The 18,809-nt window shown below is 53.5% G+C and carries 16 protein-coding genes and 1 tRNA gene; 8 read left to right on the top strand and 9 right to left on the bottom strand.

Annotation, left to right across the window (positions count from 1 at the left end):
- Positions 1–60 precede the first annotated feature (60 nt).
- The 4 genes from ACN0YD_RS11615 to ACN0YD_RS11600 all read left to right on the top strand — a co-directional run bounded on the left by ACN0YD_RS11615 (position 61) and on the right by ACN0YD_RS11600 (position 6,512).
- A complete protein-coding gene (locus tag ACN0YD_RS11615; RefSeq protein ID WP_417319932.1) occupies positions 61–3,096 on the top strand; it encodes a TonB-dependent receptor plug domain-containing protein in 3,036 nt (1,011 codons plus the stop codon).
- Between the two features lie 107 nt (positions 3,097–3,203).
- Positions 3,204–4,412, top strand: coding sequence for a M14 family metallopeptidase (locus ACN0YD_RS11610; protein WP_417319931.1), 1,209 nt, complete (start codon positions 3,204–3,206; stop codon positions 4,410–4,412).
- 159 nt (positions 4,413–4,571) lie between these two features.
- Positions 4,572–5,075, top strand: a complete 504-nt coding sequence (locus tag ACN0YD_RS11605; RefSeq protein ID WP_417319929.1) for a BCAM0308 family protein — start codon at positions 4,572–4,574, stop codon at positions 5,073–5,075.
- A 48-nt stretch (positions 5,076–5,123) separates the two neighbouring features.
- A complete protein-coding gene (locus ACN0YD_RS11600) occupies positions 5,124–6,512 on the top strand; it encodes an MBL fold metallo-hydrolase RNA specificity domain-containing protein (protein WP_417319927.1) in 1,389 nt (462 codons plus the stop codon).
- A 14-nt stretch (positions 6,513–6,526) separates the two neighbouring features.
- On the opposite strand, the gene ACN0YD_RS11595 is transcribed toward ACN0YD_RS11600, so the two are convergent.
- Positions 6,527–6,614: transfer RNA gene (locus ACN0YD_RS11595), tRNA-Ser, on the bottom strand.
- 203 nt (positions 6,615–6,817) lie between these two features.
- Here ACN0YD_RS11595 and ACN0YD_RS11590 point away from each other — a divergent pair.
- Together ACN0YD_RS11590 and rpmF are read left to right on the top strand one after the other, a co-directional pair.
- Complete coding sequence (locus tag ACN0YD_RS11590) at positions 6,818–7,060, top strand: hypothetical protein (RefSeq protein WP_417319925.1); 243 nt, start codon at positions 6,818–6,820, stop codon at positions 7,058–7,060.
- A gap of 154 nt (positions 7,061–7,214) precedes the next feature.
- The gene (gene rpmF, locus ACN0YD_RS11585) at positions 7,215–7,400 is read left to right on the top strand and encodes a 50S ribosomal protein L32 (RefSeq protein WP_139942114.1); all 186 of its coding nucleotides are present in this window, start codon (positions 7,215–7,217) and stop codon (positions 7,398–7,400) included.
- A 69-nt stretch (positions 7,401–7,469) separates the two neighbouring features.
- Here rpmF and ACN0YD_RS11580 read toward each other — a convergent pair whose 3' ends face one another.
- Positions 7,470–8,054 carry a hypothetical protein gene (locus ACN0YD_RS11580; protein ID WP_417319922.1) on the bottom strand — a complete coding sequence of 195 codons (585 nt, stop codon included), beginning with the start codon at positions 8,052–8,054 and terminating at the stop codon, positions 7,470–7,472.
- A gap of 252 nt (positions 8,055–8,306) precedes the next feature.
- On the opposite strand from ACN0YD_RS11580, the gene ACN0YD_RS11575 reads away from it, so the two are divergent.
- Positions 8,307–9,326, top strand: coding sequence for an isoaspartyl peptidase/L-asparaginase family protein (locus tag ACN0YD_RS11575; RefSeq protein ID WP_417319920.1), 1,020 nt, complete (start codon positions 8,307–8,309; stop codon positions 9,324–9,326).
- 52 nt (positions 9,327–9,378) lie between these two features.
- On the opposite strand, the gene lepA is transcribed toward ACN0YD_RS11575, so the two are convergent.
- From lepA to rpmI, 7 genes are all read right to left on the bottom strand, one after another.
- On the bottom strand, positions 9,379–11,184 hold the full coding sequence (lepA, locus tag ACN0YD_RS11570) for a translation elongation factor 4 (RefSeq protein ID WP_417319918.1): 1,806 nt from the start codon (positions 11,182–11,184) through the stop codon (positions 9,379–9,381).
- A 90-nt stretch (positions 11,185–11,274) separates the two neighbouring features.
- Positions 11,275–12,258: a class I SAM-dependent methyltransferase gene (locus ACN0YD_RS11565; protein ID WP_417319916.1), complete on the bottom strand. Its 984-nt coding sequence runs from the start codon at positions 12,256–12,258 to the stop codon at positions 11,275–11,277.
- A gap of 14 nt (positions 12,259–12,272) precedes the next feature.
- The gene (locus tag ACN0YD_RS11560; protein ID WP_417319914.1) at positions 12,273–13,295 is read right to left on the bottom strand and encodes a methyltransferase domain-containing protein; all 1,023 of its coding nucleotides are present in this window, start codon (positions 13,293–13,295) and stop codon (positions 12,273–12,275) included.
- 144 nt (positions 13,296–13,439) lie between these two features.
- Entirely contained in the window at positions 13,440–15,827 is a 2,388-nt protein-coding gene (pheT, locus tag ACN0YD_RS11555) for a phenylalanine--tRNA ligase subunit beta (protein ID WP_417319912.1), read from the bottom strand.
- Positions 15,828–15,844: 17 nt separating this feature from the next.
- Positions 15,845–16,921 carry a phenylalanine--tRNA ligase subunit alpha gene (gene pheS / locus ACN0YD_RS11550; RefSeq protein ID WP_417319910.1) on the bottom strand — a complete coding sequence of 359 codons (1,077 nt, stop codon included), beginning with the start codon at positions 16,919–16,921 and terminating at the stop codon, positions 15,845–15,847.
- A 98-nt stretch (positions 16,922–17,019) separates the two neighbouring features.
- Positions 17,020–17,382, bottom strand: a complete 363-nt coding sequence (rplT, locus tag ACN0YD_RS11545) for a 50S ribosomal protein L20 (protein WP_417319908.1) — start codon at positions 17,380–17,382, stop codon at positions 17,020–17,022.
- An 11-nt stretch (positions 17,383–17,393) separates the two neighbouring features.
- Positions 17,394–17,591, bottom strand: a complete 198-nt coding sequence (gene rpmI, locus ACN0YD_RS11540) for a 50S ribosomal protein L35 (protein ID WP_417319906.1) — start codon at positions 17,589–17,591, stop codon at positions 17,394–17,396.
- A 284-nt stretch (positions 17,592–17,875) separates the two neighbouring features.
- Between rpmI and ACN0YD_RS11535 the strand changes: the two genes are divergently transcribed.
- Positions 17,876–18,805, top strand: a complete 930-nt coding sequence (locus tag ACN0YD_RS11535; protein WP_417319902.1) for a TraB/GumN family protein — start codon at positions 17,876–17,878, stop codon at positions 18,803–18,805.
- The last annotated feature ends 4 nt before the right edge of the window (positions 18,806–18,809 follow it).

Raw genomic sequence — 18,809 nt, 5'->3', positions numbered from 1 at the left:
CAAACACTGTTATTGGATCATCGTACAATCCTCAAGAATAATGGGGATACAGGGGAATTTATGCCCGATAAAACCCGGCCCGGAAAACCGGCCAGGGTCAAAATGGAGGAAGAAATGTTTTACACGAGTAAAAAGAGTGCGTTGAAAGCTGTTTTATTGTCCGGAGTCTGCGGCCTGGCGGCACATGCCGCCATGGCTCAGGAAGCGGCACCCGGCGATGTAGATGAAAGCGATTTTGAAGAAATTGTTGTGGTTGGTTCCCAGATCAAGGGGGCAACTGTAACCGGTGATCTTCCGGTGACTGTGATGGGGCAGGATGATCTGGACGCCATTGCGGCGACATCCGGCATTGAACTGTTCGATGCCCTGCCGTCCAACGGCGTGGTCAGTTTTAATGGGACGGATACAGTGAGTGGCGGGGTGAACAGCGCCCGCGGTGATGTGGCGTCCATCAACCTGCGCAGTATCGGTTCAGGCAATACCCTGGTGTTGCTCAACGGCCGTCGCGTGGTTCAGCATCCGGGGACCCAGACAGAAAACCTTGTTATCGTCACCACATCAAATATGAATGCGTTGCCGGTAAATGGTATTCGCCGGGTCGAGGTCCTGCAGGAAGGGGCGTCCGCGCTTTATGGGTCCGATGCGGTGGCCGGTGTGGTCAATACCATCATGCGGGATAATTTCGAAGGCTATCGGGTTGGCGCCGAGTATGGCTTTGCCGAAAACACGGACCGCACCAAGCTCAATGCAGATTTCCTTGGCGGCTGGAACCTGAATGACGACAAGACGAATATCTCGCTGTCCCTGAATTATTACAAGGGGGCAGGTGTTGATGCGACCGAGCTGGACTATGCAGCTTCTTCCGATCGTCGCTCCTTTGTGGAGGGAACGGATTTCGAGGGAGACACCAATTTCGACAACCGTTCCAGCAGCAACGTCTGGGGCCGTTTTTATGCGGATGACAATGTCCCCGGCCTGACATCAAGCTCCGGGCTATTTCATATTGAAGAATATGATGAAAATGATCAGAGCGGTTCCGTGGCTCAGGATTGTATCCTGGCCAATGGCCTGTGTATTGACAGCGGTTCAATCAGCCGGGATCAATATTATGATTCCAATATGTACCGGCAGATGATTTCCGATACGGAACGGGGCAGCGCCTTCCTGTTCGTCAATCATGAATTTGACAGCGGGATGGAGTTCTTTGGCGAGCTGTCCTACTACAGGGCGGAATCTGACAAACTTCGTGAACATTCCTCACTGCTTTCCTCTACACCGATCTATCTTTCTCCGACAGCTTATCACAATATTTTCGGCGCGCTGGGAACACCCGGGCGTTTGAGCGGAGGCTGGGATATTCCCGATGAAGGACTGGCAATTGAAATCGACCGCTACCGCGTTACCGATGCTCCTCAGCGCGCGATCCGTGTGGATAATGAGTCCTACCGGGCCCTTGCCGGTCTTCGTGGTCAGTGGAGCACCTGGGACTGGGAAGGGGCCGTGCTCTATTCACGGGCGGAAACCAATGACACCACTTCAAGGATCAGCAACACCCTGTTCCAGGAGGCGGTGAACGGAACAGACAGTTCCGCCTATAACCCATTTTGTGCAGGAACCTGTAACGATCAGGCCACCATCGACAGCTTCATTGTTGATGTGAGCAGGATTAACACCACCGAACTGGCCTCGGCGGACTTTAAACTGTCCAATCCGGCGGCGTTCGAGCTATTTGGTAATGAAATCGGCGCGGCTCTCGGGGTGGAATGGCGCTATCAAAGCTTTGCGGAGGATCGCGATGACCGCCTCGACGGCACCATCACCTTCACCGATTCCGTCACCGGCGAAGAACATGGTTCCGACGTGATGGGGTCCAGCCCGACGGAGGATTCTTCCGGTGATCGACATACCTTCTCCGCGTTTGGTGAACTGGCCGTGCCTCTGGTGGCCTATGATGCTGACCGCACCTTCCTGACCAGTCTGGATATGCAGCTTGCGGGCCGGTTCGAGCATTACGATGATGTGGGAAGCATTTTCAAACCCAAGATCGCTGTTGCCTGGGGTGTTGCCGAGGGATTGAAAATCCGCGGCGCCTATACCGGCGGTTTCCGGGCGCCGGCGCTCGAGGTGGTGAATACGGAGACATTCACCCGTTCGAACACCCGGACAGACTATTACCGTTGTCAGGCGGCAATCAACAAGGGCGATGTTGACGACACAAGCAATTGCGACGATTTCAGCGACAGTGTGGAATCAATCCGTTTCGGCAGCGATACCCTCGAACCGGAGACAACGGAAAACTATTCCATCGGTATGGTGTTTGCGCCGGAAACAGATATTGACCTGGTCATTACGGTTGATTATTGGCGGATTGACCAGAACGGTATCGTTGGTTTGTTCGGGGATGACGACTGGCTGGCCCTTGAAGGATACTATGCTTCACAGGGGCTTGAGCTTCCCGATAACATCGTCAGGGCTGCCCCTACAGCCGACGATATCGACTTCTATGCGGGATCAGGCTTGGCTCCGGCGGGTGAAGTGCTGAATGTACTGGACCCCTTCTTCAACTTTGACAAACGGCGCACCGAAGGCCTTGATGTCAGCCTGGCATTCAGACTGGACGATACGGCGATGGGTGATTTTTCCTTCAAACTCAATGCCTCTCATCTTCTGAAAGCCCAGCAGACCCTTACCGAGGAGGGCAGCCTGGCGGCCATTTACCTCGGTAATTCCGGGGAAGGTGAAGACCTGATTGAGGAAGGCGGTCGTCCGAAATGGCAGCTGACCAGTACCCTGACCTGGCGTAAAAATGGCTGGGGAGCAGGCCTGTGGGCGAAATATACAAGCTCCTTTTATGACTCCAGCGCCGTGCAGGATGAGACCGGTGACTACTGGCTTGTCGAGTCATGGTTCCGCATGAATGCCTACGTCCAGTACAGCTTTGATGAAGGTGCGTTGGACGGCACGCGGATCAGGATCGGCGCTCGGAATATTTTCGATAAGAAACCTCCACTGGCGGATGACACTTATGGTTATGATTCCGGTCTGCACAGCAGCGAGGGCCGTTACTGGTATGCGTCGGTACGTAAGACATTCTGAACAACCCTCAGGGGAGGCGCCAGCTTCCCCGAATCCGGAAAGGTGGCGGTTTCCTGCCGCCACCTTTTTTCTTTGTCCCGTTCTTAAAAACACATAAGATGTCGACCATGATGAAGACAGCGAAGTATATTCTGGTTCTGGCGACGGTCCTTCTGGGCTATTTCCAGCCAGCCCTTGCCGAAAATGCGATTTGCGATTTTGACAGGGTCAAGTTCAAGGCAGATTTCCCCACGGCGCGGATCAATGGCTGTGAGGAAAAGGGCGGTGAATATTATCTGACCATCCGGCCGGAGAAAGAGCCGATCAACCCCAGCCCATGGTATGCCTTCCGAATTGAAAGCGCCATGAATGGCAAGATCGCCGTCATTCTGAAGTATGAATACGGGGAACATCGCTACTGGCCCAAATACAGTACGGATGGGCGGGAATGGCATACTGTCAAGGCCGGGGATATCAAGATTTCTGAAGACAGGAAATATGTCCGTTTCCGCATCAAGGTCAAAAAAGGCGAGCCTCTCTGGGTTGCCGGACAGGAGATTCTCACCAGCCGGCAGCACACCCTGTGGATGGTGGGAGCGGCCCGCGAGCATAAGTTCCTGGATATGTACAAATTGGGACAATCTGCAGAGGGACGGGATATCTATAAACTGGAAACCCGGGTTGCAGCGCCTGAAACGAGAACCATTCTGTTGCTGGGCCGGCAACATCCGCCGGAAGTGACCGGCGCCCTGGCCATGATACCCTTTATGGAAACCCTGTTTGGCGACAGCGATCTGGCACACAGGTTCCGGGCGAAATACCGTATCCTTGCGATTCCCAATCTCAATCCCGACGGTGTTGCCCGTGGAAATTGGCGCGGAAATAGAAACGGACAGGACCTGAACCGCGACTGGGGCAGGTTTACCCAGCCGGAAACGGAGCTTGTGCGTCGGGAACTGCTCAGGTTCGAGGATGGCGAGGAGGGGGGCATCGCCCTGATGCTTGACTTCCATTCCACCTGGGAGAACCTGATCTATACCCAGAAAAACGAAGACCGGACCTTTCCGGAGAATTTTGCCGTCAACTGGCATTCGGCAATCAGGGGGCGGGCGGGCGATATTCCCCTGCGTCTTGCGCCCGGCAGCAGCGGGCTGAAGAAAGGAACCTCCAAGGGATACTTCTATGTTACCTACGGCATACCCTCCATCACCTACGAGATGGGTGACGAGGCGGACCGTGATAACATCCGTCGTCTGGCTGTCATCGCCGCAGAGGAAATGATGAAAATCATGCTCTCCGCCGGGCCGCCACCACAGACATCGCCGACCACAGATTAACATGTGATCATTGCCCTGATTGTTGTACACTGGGAAGCAAGTCCTTTTCCCGGTGCAGAGTTATTTGTGAATATGAGACCTGTTGTTGATGAATATCAATGATACAGCAGGCGGAAAGGTCCATTGTAGAGGCATACAGGGTTCAACAAGGAGAAAATCATGAGCGGAAAAGAAGGAGATGTAACCCATCGGGTACGCGGGGATCGCCTGATCAGGGAGGAAGTCCATGATCCGTACAGAAAGCGTGGCAAACCTGCCGAGCCGACAGTCTGTCCGTCCTGCGAGGTGGTGTTCAGCAAAGGCAGGTGGCACTGGTCCGAGGCGAAACCGGAAGGCGCTCATGAGGAATTCTGTCCGGCATGCCAGCGGATCAGGGACAAGGCCCCTGCCGGTTTCCTGACACTTAAGGGAGACTTTCTGGAAGATCATCGTCAGGAGATCATGAACCTGGTGCACAACAAGGTTGAACAGGAAATGCAGGAACACCCGAACAACCGGATCATGTCTGCGGAGGATCAGGAAGACGGTTCCCTGCTTCTCACATTCACCGATGTGCACTTGCCACGGGGAGTGGGAGAAGCCATCAGGCATGCCTATCAGGGAGACCTGGAAATCAACGCGCCGAAGGATGAATATCTTGTGCGTGTCTCCTGGGAACGGTAACCTGCAACGGCAAGTCATAATGATATAAACAGGTACAAGATAGAACCAATGCAGATAGAGTTTTTTGGCGCAACACGGGAAGTCACCGGCTCGTGTTATTTGCTGACTGTTGGTGACTTTCGGATTCTGGTTGAATGCGGACTTATTCAGGGCAGCCGTGAACATGAACGGCACAACAATGACCCCTTTCCCTTCGATCCGAAGAATATTGATGCCGTGGTGCTGACCCATGCCCATCTTGATCACTCGGGCAGGCTGCCGTTGCTGATCAAGCGCGGCTACAAGGGGAAAATTTATACTCACCGGGCAACTTCCGATCTCTGCTCCATCATGCTGGAGGATTCCGGTTATCTGCATGAAAAAGAGGTGCAGTGGGAAAACAAGCGGCGGGAACGCAAAGGCAGGGAGCTGCTGGAGCCTCTTTATACCCGCAAGGAAGCCCGCAAGGCCCACAATCATTTTCATTCCCTTGAATATGACAAGAGAACGCAGCTGCTTCCCGGGGTGCATCTGACCCTCAGGGATGCCGGGCATATTCTCGGCTCCGCCATTGCCGAGCTGGAGCTGGAGGAGGCCGGCAAGCATCGAAAGGTGGTCTTTAGTGGCGATCTTGGCCACAGGGGAGCACCTATCCTGCGCGACCCGTATGTGGTTCAGCAGGCTGATCTTGTGGTCCTGGAGAGTACATATGGCGACCGCTGTCACCGGAGCTGGGACAAGACCTGGCAGGAAATGGGCGAAATTATCTCCAGTGCCCGCAGCAACAAGGGGAATATCCTGATACCGGCCTTTACTGTCGGGCGTACCCAGGAAATTATCTATATGTTCAAACGTTATTACCGGGACTGGGGAATTGGTGACTGGGAAGTGTTTCTTGACAGCCCCATGGGGATCGAGGCGACAGAAGTTTATGCGCGACACGCGAAAGTCTATGATTCCCGGGCCCGGGAGATTTATGAAACGGATGGCGATCCTTTTGATTTGCCGAATTTACATATGACCCAGCGCACGGAAGAATCTGCCCGCATCAATAAAATCAAATCCGGGGCCATTATTATTGCCGGCAGCGGCATGTGTACCGGCGGGCGGATCAAGCGGCATCTGGAACATAATGTCGGTCGGCCGGATGCCCATGTGATGATCGTGGGTTTCCAGGCCCGGGGCACCCTTGGCCGCGCCCTTGTCGACGGCGCCAAGACGATCCACCTCTGGGGGGATGAACATCAGGTCAAGGCGCAAATTTATACAGTTGGCGGCCTTTCGGCCCATGCCGATCAGCATGGTCTACTGGAGTGGTATTCGCATTTCAAGGGACGTCCGCCTGTAGTTCTTGTGCATGGTGAGCCCGAAGCCATGGATATATTGGCGGAAAAACTGGAACAGGATTATCAGGCCGACGTGACAACGGCGGAATTCAAACAGGTTATACAGCTGTAATACTGAAAAGGGAATGGCAGAGAGGAAGGGATTCGAACCCTCGAGGGCTTGCGCCCAACACGCGTTCCAGGCGTGCGCCTTAAACCACTCGGCCACCTCTCTACAACGAACGGTAGGAGGGATATATAAAATCTTGCGCAGCATGGCAAGGCTCAGCTGAAATTATTTTGATTTTTTCCTCATATGCCCTTAAATGGCCATAAGATTTACCTCATATTTTCGAAAAGGAAAAATGGCTTGAGGACCTTGAGATGTTTATAGGTCGGTTGATCGGATATCTATGCCTGACGGCGGCATTTCTTGTAATGGGTGCCGATATTTTGAGAATGCTTGAGATTCGCCAGATGGAGCTGCTGTCTTTGGGTGAATTGTGGAGCCTTTTTAATGAAGGCACGCTGATGACGCTGGAAGAGCAGGTCACTTCCGGCCGTTTTCCGGGTGTGTGGCAGGATGTCATGATGCCTGTTCTGGCGGTTCCGGCAGCGATTTTCCTGATTGTTGTCGGAGGGCTGATGCTTTTCAGCTTTCGTCACAGATACCTTGGATAAGAAAGGCTGGATTCTGCCGCTATACTCAAAGTAATGCTTGACAATCCGGTGCAGTTTAACGATAAGACCCCATTCAGAATTTAGGGATCAGGCCTGATGGCCGATTCCGGTTAATAACAAGCCCTTCACAGGGCGCAGATGTTAGGAAAGAACTATGGCAGTTCCAAAGAGTAAGATCTCCAAGTCCCGCCGCGGCCAGCGTCGTTCACACGACTCCCTCAGCGTGGACAAATATGTGGAAGACCAGGAAAGCGGCGAACTGCGCCGTCGTCATCACATCGACCTGAGCACCGGCAAATACCGCGGTCGCCAGATCCTTGAGCCTTCCGACAACTACTAAGTTAGTTGAAAAGAATTTTGAAAAAGCCGGCCTTTTGGCCGGTTTTTTTGTGGAATAGTCCCGTTTCTTCTATCGAAAAACAAAATAGAAAAAGTCCAAAAGCGGTGAAACACTTGCGCTGCTGAATTCGGGAAAACCTTTCAGAATTTGCTCTATCTCTACTTTCAGATCTGGGGAGTGATAATTCTGGTTCACTACTGTACCCAGCACATTGTAAAGTTCCTGATATTTCTGATGGGCTTGCCAGAATGACTCTTCGTCATAGTTCCTTATGATTTTCTGCGGTGTCAGTGGTATCTTTTCTGCATACCATTTGTTGTAGACCCTTATCAAACATACAGCGTCATAGATATTTGCGGACCTGATCTCGCGGATAAACCGCGCACGACGATTCCTCCAGCTGTCATCATATGCAGATTTTTTCTTTCTTTTCTTTAGCGCTTCCAGTTCATTGATTTCTTCTTTGGGGACTGGCTTGGGCTTCATAACACCGGCCTTATAGAGCAATTTTCCGCGCCAAAATCTTCGTAGGGCGAAAGCGAGTAAGACCAGAAAGGCTAATGGAGCAGTTGAACTGCCATGGAAAATCAGGATTGCGAGACCTATGATGAAATAGATAAGGCCAATAATATTATCGTTTCTAAAAATTGGCATTCTGATCTCGGTTTTTAGAAAAGTAGTTCCTGTTTCACAATGTGATGGTCTTTCTGAGTTTTTCACTATACCGATAAGAGTATACCCGATCAAAGGATCTCGCCAAAGGAGCTTGATTATATTCTTTTGTATACAATTCTAAGTTTCTTCTTTGAATTAAAGCGCTTCGACGTTATTCTTTCAGATTAAAAATAAGGAAAAGACAAAATGAGTTTTTCCAAACGTATCTGCCTTTTGATCGGGATATTAATCATGAGCATTTCGGAACTTTCATCCGGTTCCGCCCGGGCGTCCGAGTCCGGGACGGCCAGCTACCGGCTGGTGATCCATGGTGGCGCCGGAACCATTCTTAAGGAAAATATGACGCCGGAGAAAGAGCAGGCCTACCGGGCCAAGCTTGAAGAGGCGCTGAAGGCCGGTCAGGCAGTACTTGCCGATGGCGGCGCAGCGTTGGATGCGGTGACAGCCGCGATCCATATCATGGAGGATTCTCCGCTGTTTAATGCCGGTAAGGGGGCGGTTTTCACTCATGAGGGGCGCAACGAGATGGATGCCTCGATCATGGATGGACGGGACCTTAATGCGGGCGCGGTTGCCGGGGTCACCCGGATCAAAAACCCCATTGATCTGGCCCGCGAGGTGATGGAGAATTCCCGCCATGTGATGCTGGCCGGCGGCGGGGCAGAGGAATTTGCCGTGGAGCGGGGCATGGACCTGGTCAATCCCGATTATTTCAGGACCCAGCGGCGCTGGGATCAGCTTCAGAATGCCCTCAAGAAGGGAGAGCTTTCCCTTGACCATACGGAAGAGGATTTTGACGTCATAGAAGGGGTGGACCCGGAAGATCCGGATCACAAATTCGGAACCGTCGGGGCTGTCGCCCTTGATGTGCATGGCAATCTGGCGGCCGGGACCTCTACCGGCGGGATGACTAACAAGCGCTATAACCGGATTGGCGACAGTCCGGTGATCGGGGCGGGGACCTATGCAGACAACAACAGTTGCGGCGTATCCGCCACCGGGCACGGTGAATTTTTCATTCGTGCCACCGTGGCCCGCAGTATTTGTGCCCTGATGGAATACAAGGGGCTCAGCCTGCAGGACGCTGCTGACGAGATCATCATGAAGAAGCTGGTAAAGATGGGGGGAGAAGGCGGCATCATCGCGCTTGACCACGCCGGAAATATTTCCATGACCTTTAACACACCGGGTATGTACCGCGGATATATCACCGGGGAAGGCAAGCCGGCGGTTCATATCTATAAAAACTGAACCCGGCAGAACTGAGTATGAAAAACCCGGGTTCAGACCCGGGTTTTTTGTTCTATTTATCGTCGCCCATCTTGAGGGCGGCGATGAAGGCCTCGTGCGGGATTTCCACCTTGCCGTACATGCGCATCTTCTTCTTGCCCTTCTTCTGTTTTTCCAGAAGCTTGCGTTTACGGGTGATGTCACCACCGTAACATTTGGCGGTCACATCCTTGCGCATGGCAGAGATGGTCTCACGGGCGATGACCTTGCCGCCGATGGCGGCCTGGATCGGAATTTTGAACAGCTGGCGCGGGATCAGGTCCTTGAGGCGTTCACAGAGCGCCCGGCCGCGATATTCCGCCTGGGAGCGGTGTACCATCACACTTAGCGCATCCACGGGTTCCGCATTGACCAGAATGGACATCTTGACCAGGTCGCCGACCCGGTATTCATCCATCTGATAGTCAAAGCTTGCGTAGCCGCGGCTGATGGATTTGAGCCGGTCATAGAAGTCGTAGACCACTTCGTTAAGCGGCAGTTTATAAACCACCATGGCCCGGTTACCGGCATAGGTCAGTTCGATCTGCTCGCCACGCTTGTCCTGGCACAGGGTCAGAACCGGTCCCAGATAATCATCGGGTACAAGAATGGTCGCCCTGATCCAGGGTTCCTCGATTTCCTTGATCTTCACCGGGTCGGGCATGTCAGCCGGGTTGTGAAGCTCTTTCAAGGTCCCGTCGGTCATATGCAGCTTGTAGACCACGCTCGGGGAGGTGGTGATGATATCCAGGTCGAATTCCCGCATCAGGCGTTCCTGGATAATTTCCAGGTGCAGCATGCCGAGGAAACCGCAACGGAAGCCATAACCCAGGGCGGCGCTGGTTTCCGTCTCGAATTCAAAGCTGGCGTCGTTGAGCCGCAGTTTGTGCATGCTTTCGCGCAGTACTTCAAAGTCAGAGGTATCAGCCGGGAACAGGCCGCAGAAAACCACGCTTTGTACCGGTTTGAAGCCGGGCAACGCTTTTTCACAAGGTTTCTTGGCGTCGGTAATGGTATCCCCCACGTGGGTCTGGGCGACTTCCTTAATGGAGGCGGTGAAAAAGCCCACTTCGCCGGGGCCCAGTTCGTCGACCATTTTTTCCTTGGGGGTAAAGACACCGACACGGTCAAGCAGGTGGTCTGAACCGGCAGCCATCATCTTGATGCGCTGACCTTTCTTCATCACCCCGTCCATGATGCGGACCAGAACCATCACGCCAAGGTAGGAGTCATACCAGCTGTCCACCAGCAGCGCCTTCAGCGGCGCATTCCTGTCGCCTGTGGGGGCGGGCAGTTTGTGCACCAGGCTTTCCAGAAGGTCCTCGATCCCCTCGCCGGTTTTAGCCGAGGCGAGAATGGCTTCCGAGGCGTCAATGCCGATCACATCCTCGATCTGTTCGCGCACCCGTTCCGGTTCGGCGGCCGGCAGATCAATCTTGTTCAGGACAGGGACGATTTCATGGTCATTGTCAATGGCTTGATAAACATTGGCCAGGGTCTGGGCTTCTACGCCCTGGCTGGAGTCCACCACAAGCAGGGATCCTTCACAGGCATAAAGACAGCGGCTGACCTCATAGGCAAAATCCACGTGGCCCGGTGTATCCATCAGGTTCAGGGTATAGGTCTCACCGTCACGGGCGGTATATTCAAGGCGCACAGTCTGGGCCTTGATGGTGATGCCGCGCTCCCGCTCGATGTCCATGCTATCCAGCACCTGTTCCTTCATCTCACGGTCAGTCAGGCCGCCGCAAAACTGGATCATCCGGTCGGCAAGCGTGGACTTGCCGTGGTCGATATGGGCAACGATCGAGAAGTTTCTAATCTTGTCTATGTCTGTCATGAAGGCGCTTTTATCACTCCTTGATATGGAGATACAAGCGAGATGTGCAGGGCAATGCGTTTTTTGCCAAGCTTATCTGATAATAGTGCCTTACCTGATTACAGAAGGTTTATGCGCCAGATAACGGTGCACCTGCAGAAGCCCACTGCGCAGAAGCTTGGTGCGTTGGGACCAGAACTGAGCTTCCTGCATGATCATCTGAAGGTTTTCGGCGGACTCGGGCCCCCGGGCCGAAAGCGTCTTAACAACTTTGTCGGCTTCTGCCCAGGCATCCTGGATCAGTTCGATATAGTGATCTGTGATATCTTCATTCACACGGATGTTGAAACCAGCGTCCTTGAGGTGCTTGATCATGGTATCCGAGGTGACCGGGAAGGGGTCCAGCGGTTCCTGCCTCAGCCATTTCTGGACACCCGCATTTTCCAGTGCTTCTGCATCCCGAATGACATAGTCGGTGATCAGGAACAGGCTGTCTTCCTTCAGGTTGTTGCATATTTCAATCAGGAGTTCTTCTTTTTTCTCAATGGTGAAGAAGGCTTCCTTGGAATAAGCGCGGTCAAAATTACGCTCAAAGGGTTCGATCGTATCGAAATTTTTGTAGTAGATGGGCGCTTTTTTCTCAAGGCCGGCATCCCTTGACATCTGCATGCCCTTGGCGGCCAGCTGTTCGGTATGTTCGTAACCACTGATCCAGACACCAAATTCCTGTGCAAGCACACGTGCGGGGCCGCCGAGGCCGGCGCCAATCACCATGGCGCTGTGTTTTGGTGTCAGTGCAAGAAGTTTGGACATGGCGATCACGTTTTCCGGCCCACCGGGACCGCAGTACCCCTGTCCCCAGATCAACTGGGCAACCTGGATGCGGGCGTCGCTCCAGCTGAATTTCTCGTTTTCCGGCTCTTTCTCCGCCTCCAGCTTGGAATCGTCCCTGGTCAGTTCCTCGTACGTGGCATTACCGTTGCGCGCACGGAGCTTCGCTTCCATGTCGGCAACGTCATAACCTTCCCACCAGGCCTTCAGGCGCCAGCGGAACGGTACTTTTATATCTTTTTCAGCTACTGCCACTTTTGACACGATCCCCCACTTTCTCAGCTTTCTGCCGGCTTATAGGCCAGAAAACGCCAGACATGGATTTTTTTCTCTTTGAGCAGCTTGGCCCTTAAGGACCAGAAAGAGGCTTCTTTCATAAGCACACCGATTTCCGGACAGTTTTCCCCATTGTCGGTGGCAAGTGTAGCTGCAATTTTATCCGCATTTGACCAGCTTTTGGCGATCAGATCAATATAGAGATCGGAAATGTCCTCGTTGACCCGGAGCATGAAGCCGGCTTTTTCAAGCATTGCTGTCATCATTTCAGCCGTAACCGGATAAGGACGGTTGATTTCCTGTTTCAGCCATTTCTGCACATTATCGTCTTCCAGGACTTCCGGTCCAGACAAAGTATAGTCTGAAATCAGAAAAAGGGCATCATCCTTCAGTTTCTCAAACATTTTGGTGAGGAGATTGCCTTTTTCCTTAACCGTGTACAAGGCCTCCTTGGAAAATGCCCTGTCAAAACGACGGTTGAAGGGCTCTTCCGAGTTGGGGTCATAGCTGGAAATTTCTGCTTTCTTGCCCAATCCGGCCATGGTGGAAATGCTCATGCCTTTTTTGGCAAGCTCAGGTGACTCTTCGTAACCTGTGATCCAGACGCCGAACTCCTCGGCCATAACACGGCAGGGTCCGCCAAGACCGGCTCCGACCACAGCAGCGCTCATTTCAGGTGTCATGGCCAGCAGTTTTGACATGGTTTTGATGTGGTCCGGTCCCCCCGGTCCGCAGTATCCTTCACCCCAGACCAGCTGGGAAATTTCCATTCTGGTTTCATCCCAGGGCAGAACGGCGAGATTGCCGCTCAGGCGTTCCTTGCTCTCGGAAACAGCGGCTTCCGGTGCCGGCACAGCCTTTGGTTCGTCACTGCTTTCGGTTGATGTAGCATCCGCATTTCCGACATCATCGGCTGAATCGTCTGATTTCAGCCGGTTTTTCATGTCGTTTACATCATATCCCTCCCACCACGCTTTGAGGCGCAGCTTGAGAGGAATTTTTTCCGCTTTTTGAGCGTCTGCCATCTCTGTTTCCCCGGGAACTATTACAACTAACCCAAGGAGTATAAATTTAAGCCCTTTAAATATGGTTAATGCTTGAGATTACAAAGGGTTCTGCAATTTTACGTGGCATAGCCTTTCATGCAAGAATATCCTAAATATTTAATGTTATCTCAGGCTGCCCCCGGTGGCCTTACTCACCGAATCAATAACCTTATCGGCAATTTGCTCGATTTCCTCATCGGTCAGGGTCCTGTCGTCCGGCTGAAGGCGCATACTGACGGCGACAGACTTCTGTCCTTCCGGAACGCCCTGCCCCTGATACACGTCAAAGATACTGACATCGTCTATCAGCTTCTTATCTGCCCCGCGTACCGCCTTCATGATTTCCGCGGCGGCCACATTCTGGTCGACGACAAAAGCAAAATCCCTTTCAACCGCCTGGTAGTCGGAGGCTTTCAGCGGTCCGCGACTGTTACCACCCTTGCCTTTGGGCAGGGGAATGTTTTCAAGCAGGATTTCGAAAGCGACCAGCGGTCCTTTCACATCCAGTGCTTTCAGCACCTTGGGATGCAGTTCCCCGAAATAGGCCAGCACATTCTTGGGGCCGAGGCGGATGGCACCGCTTCTGCCCGGGTGATACCAGGATGGCGCTTCTGGGACAATCTGGGCATTGTCGATTTTTGCACCCGCCCCACGAAGTATCGCTTCCGCATCTGCCTTGGCATGGAAAGTTGATACATTTTCCGGCGCATCGGCCCAGTGGCGCGCCCCTGTCTGTCCCCGGCGTATACCAGCCAGTACAAGGCTTTGGCCCTCCGGCGTATCAGAGGAAAACTGGCTGCCGGATTCGAACAGGGCGACATTTTTAAAACCCCGGTCGATATTTCGGCCGGCGGCAGTAATCAGGTTCGGCAGGAGGCTGGGACGCATGGCATCCAGATCGCTGCTGATGGGGTTCTCCAGAACTATTTCCGGTTTGAGTTCAGCAAAAAGGCCGACCTGGGCGGAAGGCAGGAAGGACCAGGTGACGGCCTCCCTGAGCCCCTGTTCCGCTGCTGTACGTTTGGCCATCCGGACCCGTTTCTGCAGCCGGGAGAGGCCGGTATCGATTTCCCGGCTGGATTTCGGCAACGGGGTTGAAGGAATATGTTCAAATCCGTAGATACGCAGTACTTCCTCGACGAAATCAGCTTCACCGTCGATGTCACAACGCCAGGAGGGAGTGGTCACATTCAACACTTCGCCTTTGTCCTCGACTCCAAAACCGAGACGGACGAGAATATCCGCCATATCCTTGCCGGAGACGTCAACACCGCCCAGCGACCGGATGCGCTCCGGACGTACCTGGATAGTCTTGGTAATGTCGGGCGCCTGTCCGGCGACAAAAATCTCGCTGGCTTCCCCGCCACAAAGATCAAGGATCATGCGGGCGGCTTGCTCAATGCCGGGAATGAGGCTATCCGGGTCGACACCCCGTTCAAAGCGATAGCGCGCATCACTGTCAATGCCCAGCTTGCGGCCTGTCATGGCGATGGCGATCGGGTCGAACCAGGCGCACTCCACAAAGACATTGACCGTTTCTTCCTCACAACCGGTGGAGGTGCCGCCGATGATGCCGCCAAGGCCGATGACACCGCTGCCATCGGTGATGGCGCAGCTGCCCGCGTCAAGGGTATAGTCGTTGTCATTGAGGGCTGAAAGGGTTTCTCCTTCCTTTGACTTGCGCACCACAATGTCGCCTTGCAGGCGATCAGCATCATAGACGTGCAGCGGCCGTCCCATATCGAACGTGATATAGTTGGTAATATCCACCAGTGCGGAAATGGGGCGCAGGCCGATGGCTTTCAGACGTTTCTGAAGCCAGTCCGGGCTCGGGCCGTTTTTCACACCCCTGATGTAGCATCCGGCAAATGCCGGGCACTGTTCCGTTTCCAGCTTCACCTTGATCGGGCTTTCCCCGCTGTGTGTAACCTTTTCGAAAGAAGGTTGTTTCAGGGTGCCAAGCCCGGCGGCCGCCAGATCCCGGGCAATGCCATAAACACCAAGGGCATCCTGCCGGTTCGGTGTGATGGCGATTTCAATGATCGGATCATTAAGGCCTGCATAGTCGGCAAAGGGTGTGCCCAGCGGCGCATCGGCGGGCAGGTCGATGATGCCGTCATGGTCCTCGCCAAGGCCCAGCTCCCGCTCGGAACACATCATGCCGTTGCTTTCCACACCACGTATTTTGGTGGGCTTCAGCTTCATGCCGTTGGTGGGGATTACCGCACCGGAAGGTGCAAAGGCGCCTTTCAGGCCGGCCCGCGCATTGGGGGCCCCGCAGACCACCTGCAGTACCTCGCTGCCGGTATTAACCTTGCAGACCTGCAGCTTGTCCGCGTCCGGATGCCGTTCGGCCTCGATGATTTCAGCGATGACAAAAGGTTTCAGCACATCAGCCGGATTTTCGACTTCCTCGATTTCCAGCCCGATGGCGGTCAGTTTCTCAGTGATGGTGGCCAGGTCCGCATCCGTATCCAGATATTCCTTAAGCCAGGAAAGTGTGAACTTCATTGTACTTTGCCCTTATCCTATTTAACGCCGCGGGTGCTCAGCGCCGGAATATCCAGCGCGGCGAAACCATAATGTTTCAGCCAGCGCAGGTCGGCGGCAAAGAAATCGCGGAGATCGGGAATACCCCATTTCAGCATGGCGATACGGTCCAGCCCCATGCCGAAGGCGAAACCCTGATATTCATTGGGATCAAGCCCGACATTTTCCAGGACGCGGGGATTGACCATGCCGCAACCGAGAATTTCCAGCCAGTCGTCGCCTTCGCCGATCAGCACTTCACCGTCCTTGAAAACACAGCCGATATCTACCTCGGCGCTCGGTTCGGTGAAAGGAAAATAGCTGGGCCGGAAGCGGATTTTTACATTGTCCACTTCAAAGAACTTGCGGCAGAATTCCTCAATGCTCCATTTCAGATGACCCATATGGATACCCTTGTCGATCACCAGGGCTTCCACCTGATGGAACATGGGAGTATGGGTGGCGTCGGAATCACAACGATAGGTCCGGCCCGGGGCAATGATGCGAAACGGAGGTTTGCCGTTCATCATGGTGCGGATCTGCACCGGCGAGGTATGGGTGCGCAATACCTTGCGATTGCCTTCCGCATCCTCCGGAAAATAGAAGGTGTCATGCATCTGGCGCGCCGGATGTTCCGGCGGGATGTTCAGGGCGGTGAAGTTATAGAAATCTTCCTCGATTTCCGGTCCTTCGGCCACACTGAAGCCCAGTTCCGTGAAAATTTCGGTGACTTCGTCAATCACCTGGCTGATCGGATGTATGCTGCCCGGCTCCGAGGGGGCAACAGGCAGCGTGATGTCCAGTTTTTCCGACTGCAGGCGCTTGTTGAGGATTTCGTCCTCAAGCGCCTCGCGCCGTCCACCGATGGCATCGTTGAGCGTGTTTTTCAGGGTGTTGAGTTTTGGCCCGTACTCCTGCTTTTCCTCGGGCGTCATTTTGCCGAGTTCACGCATCATCAGACTGACACGGCCTTTCTTGCCGAGCACGGAAACCCTCACTTCCTCAAGGGTCTCAATGTCATTCGCGGAATTTATCTGTCCCAGGATTTCCTGTTCCAGTGACTGGAGGTCTTCCATATTTACACCCGTAGTTTTCTTTTTCACCTAGTGCATACATAAAAAGGGACCTGCTGCCAAGAGCAGGCCCCTTCAAACTTGAAATAAACCGGTAAGCTTTAGGCTGCGCTGAGAGCAGACTGTGCCTGGCTAGCCAGGGCTTTGAAGGCTTCCGGTTCACGAACGGCCAGATCGGCCAGAACTTTACGGTCAAGTTCGACGCCTGCGAGTTTCAGGCCGTTCATAAATCGTGAGTAGGTCAGGTCGTGCAGGCGGGCAGCGGCATTGATGCGCTGGATCCACAGGGCACGGAACTGACGCTTCCGGACTTTCCGGTCCCGGTAAGCGTACTGACCCGCTTTCTCCACGGCCTGTTTGGCAACGCGGATGGTATTTTTACGACGACCGCGATAGCCTTTGGCCGCCTTGATAACTTTTTTATGTTTGGCGTGCGATGTGACGCCGCGTTTGACGTGTGCCATTGTGCTTCTCCTTAGCCGTAGGGCAGAAACTTCTTGACGATACGGGCATCCTGGTCTGACAGGATGGTCGTGCCGCGCTGGTTTCTGATCTGTTTGTTCGTACGTTTGATCATGCCGTGCTGTTTGCCGGCCTGGCCAGAACGCACTTTACCACTGGCGGTAAGTTTGAAGCGCTTTTTGACGCCACTTTTTGTCTTCAGTTTGGGCATTTAGCTTTCCTTCTCAAATATTCCTGTCGCAGTTGCCTGCGGAAGCTTTCCGGATGGCGAGGCATGCCCTTCCATGGCCAGACCATCCAACGGAAGCAAGGCTTATAACGCCCTTTATAGCCAATTGCAAGGGGATTCAGGGGCAAAAAAACAGCCCCGCAGCGGGATTTTCCGGCTGTTTCACACACGGTTCATCAATGTGCCCGATTTTAGACATATACAGAGGGTCTATTCCCGCTTTATAGTTGAGAAAATAAGAAGATCAAACAAAGGTATACCCGGATATGTTTTTTACAGCACTACAGCAGTTCAGCCATGGCGTCAGCAGGAAGATTACAGCCTTTCTGGTTGTTGTTATTATTTTTTCAGGGGGTGCGGTTCAGGCTGCAGAAGGCCTGCCAACAACAGCCACACCCGCTTTATGGAAAATCGAAAAGGAAGAGGCCACAGTCTATTTCCTTGGCTCTTTTCATGTCCTGCCAAAAGGCCTGACCTGGTATCAGGGAAATGTTCAGAAGGCGTTTGATGAGACCGACGTGTTTGTAATGGAAACGGTCATGGATGCGAAGGGGCAGGGGGAGATTGCCATGCTGATGATGTCCAATTCCATGCTGCCTCAGGGATACAGCCTGAACACCCTGCTGGATGCCGAGCATTATCAGAAAGCCCTGAAGCTGACACAGCCCATGGGCCTCGCAGAGGCGCAGGTCAATCGTCTGCAGCCCTGGTATCTGGCGATCATGCTGTCTGTCCAGACCATTGTCGCCAACGGCCTTGATCCGCAGAGCGGTGTTGATCATGTTCTGCAGGGACGGGCGACACAGACCGGGAAAGCCATAAGCGGTCTTGAGACGACCAAGGAGCAGATTGAGGCTCTGGCCCATCATCCCCTTGAAGTGCAGACAGCCATGCTCAAGGATACCCTGGATAAAATGGATCAGTTCGACGACTATATGAACAGTTATATTGCCGCCTGGGCCTCCGGTGATGCCGAGCAGATCGAGAATACCATGCTGAAGGAGATGAAAACCTATCCCTCCATGTATGACGCGCTTCTGGTCAATCGCAACAAAAAGTGGGTTTCCCCCCTTGTTGAACTAATCAATTCAGGAAAGCAGGTTCTTGTTGTTGTCGGCATGGCCCATCTGGTTGGTGAAGACAGCGTGCTGAATATGCTGGAAGAAAAAGGTTACAAGGTGGAACGTATCCAGTAACCTT

The sequence above is a fragment of the Emcibacter sp. genome, assembly GCF_048269205.1.
In the GTDB taxonomy this organism is placed as follows: Bacteria; Pseudomonadota; Alphaproteobacteria; order Sphingomonadales; family Emcibacteraceae; genus Emcibacter.
Note: the sequence above shows the minus strand (reverse complement) of the source record. Positions and strands in the feature narration are given on the sequence as shown.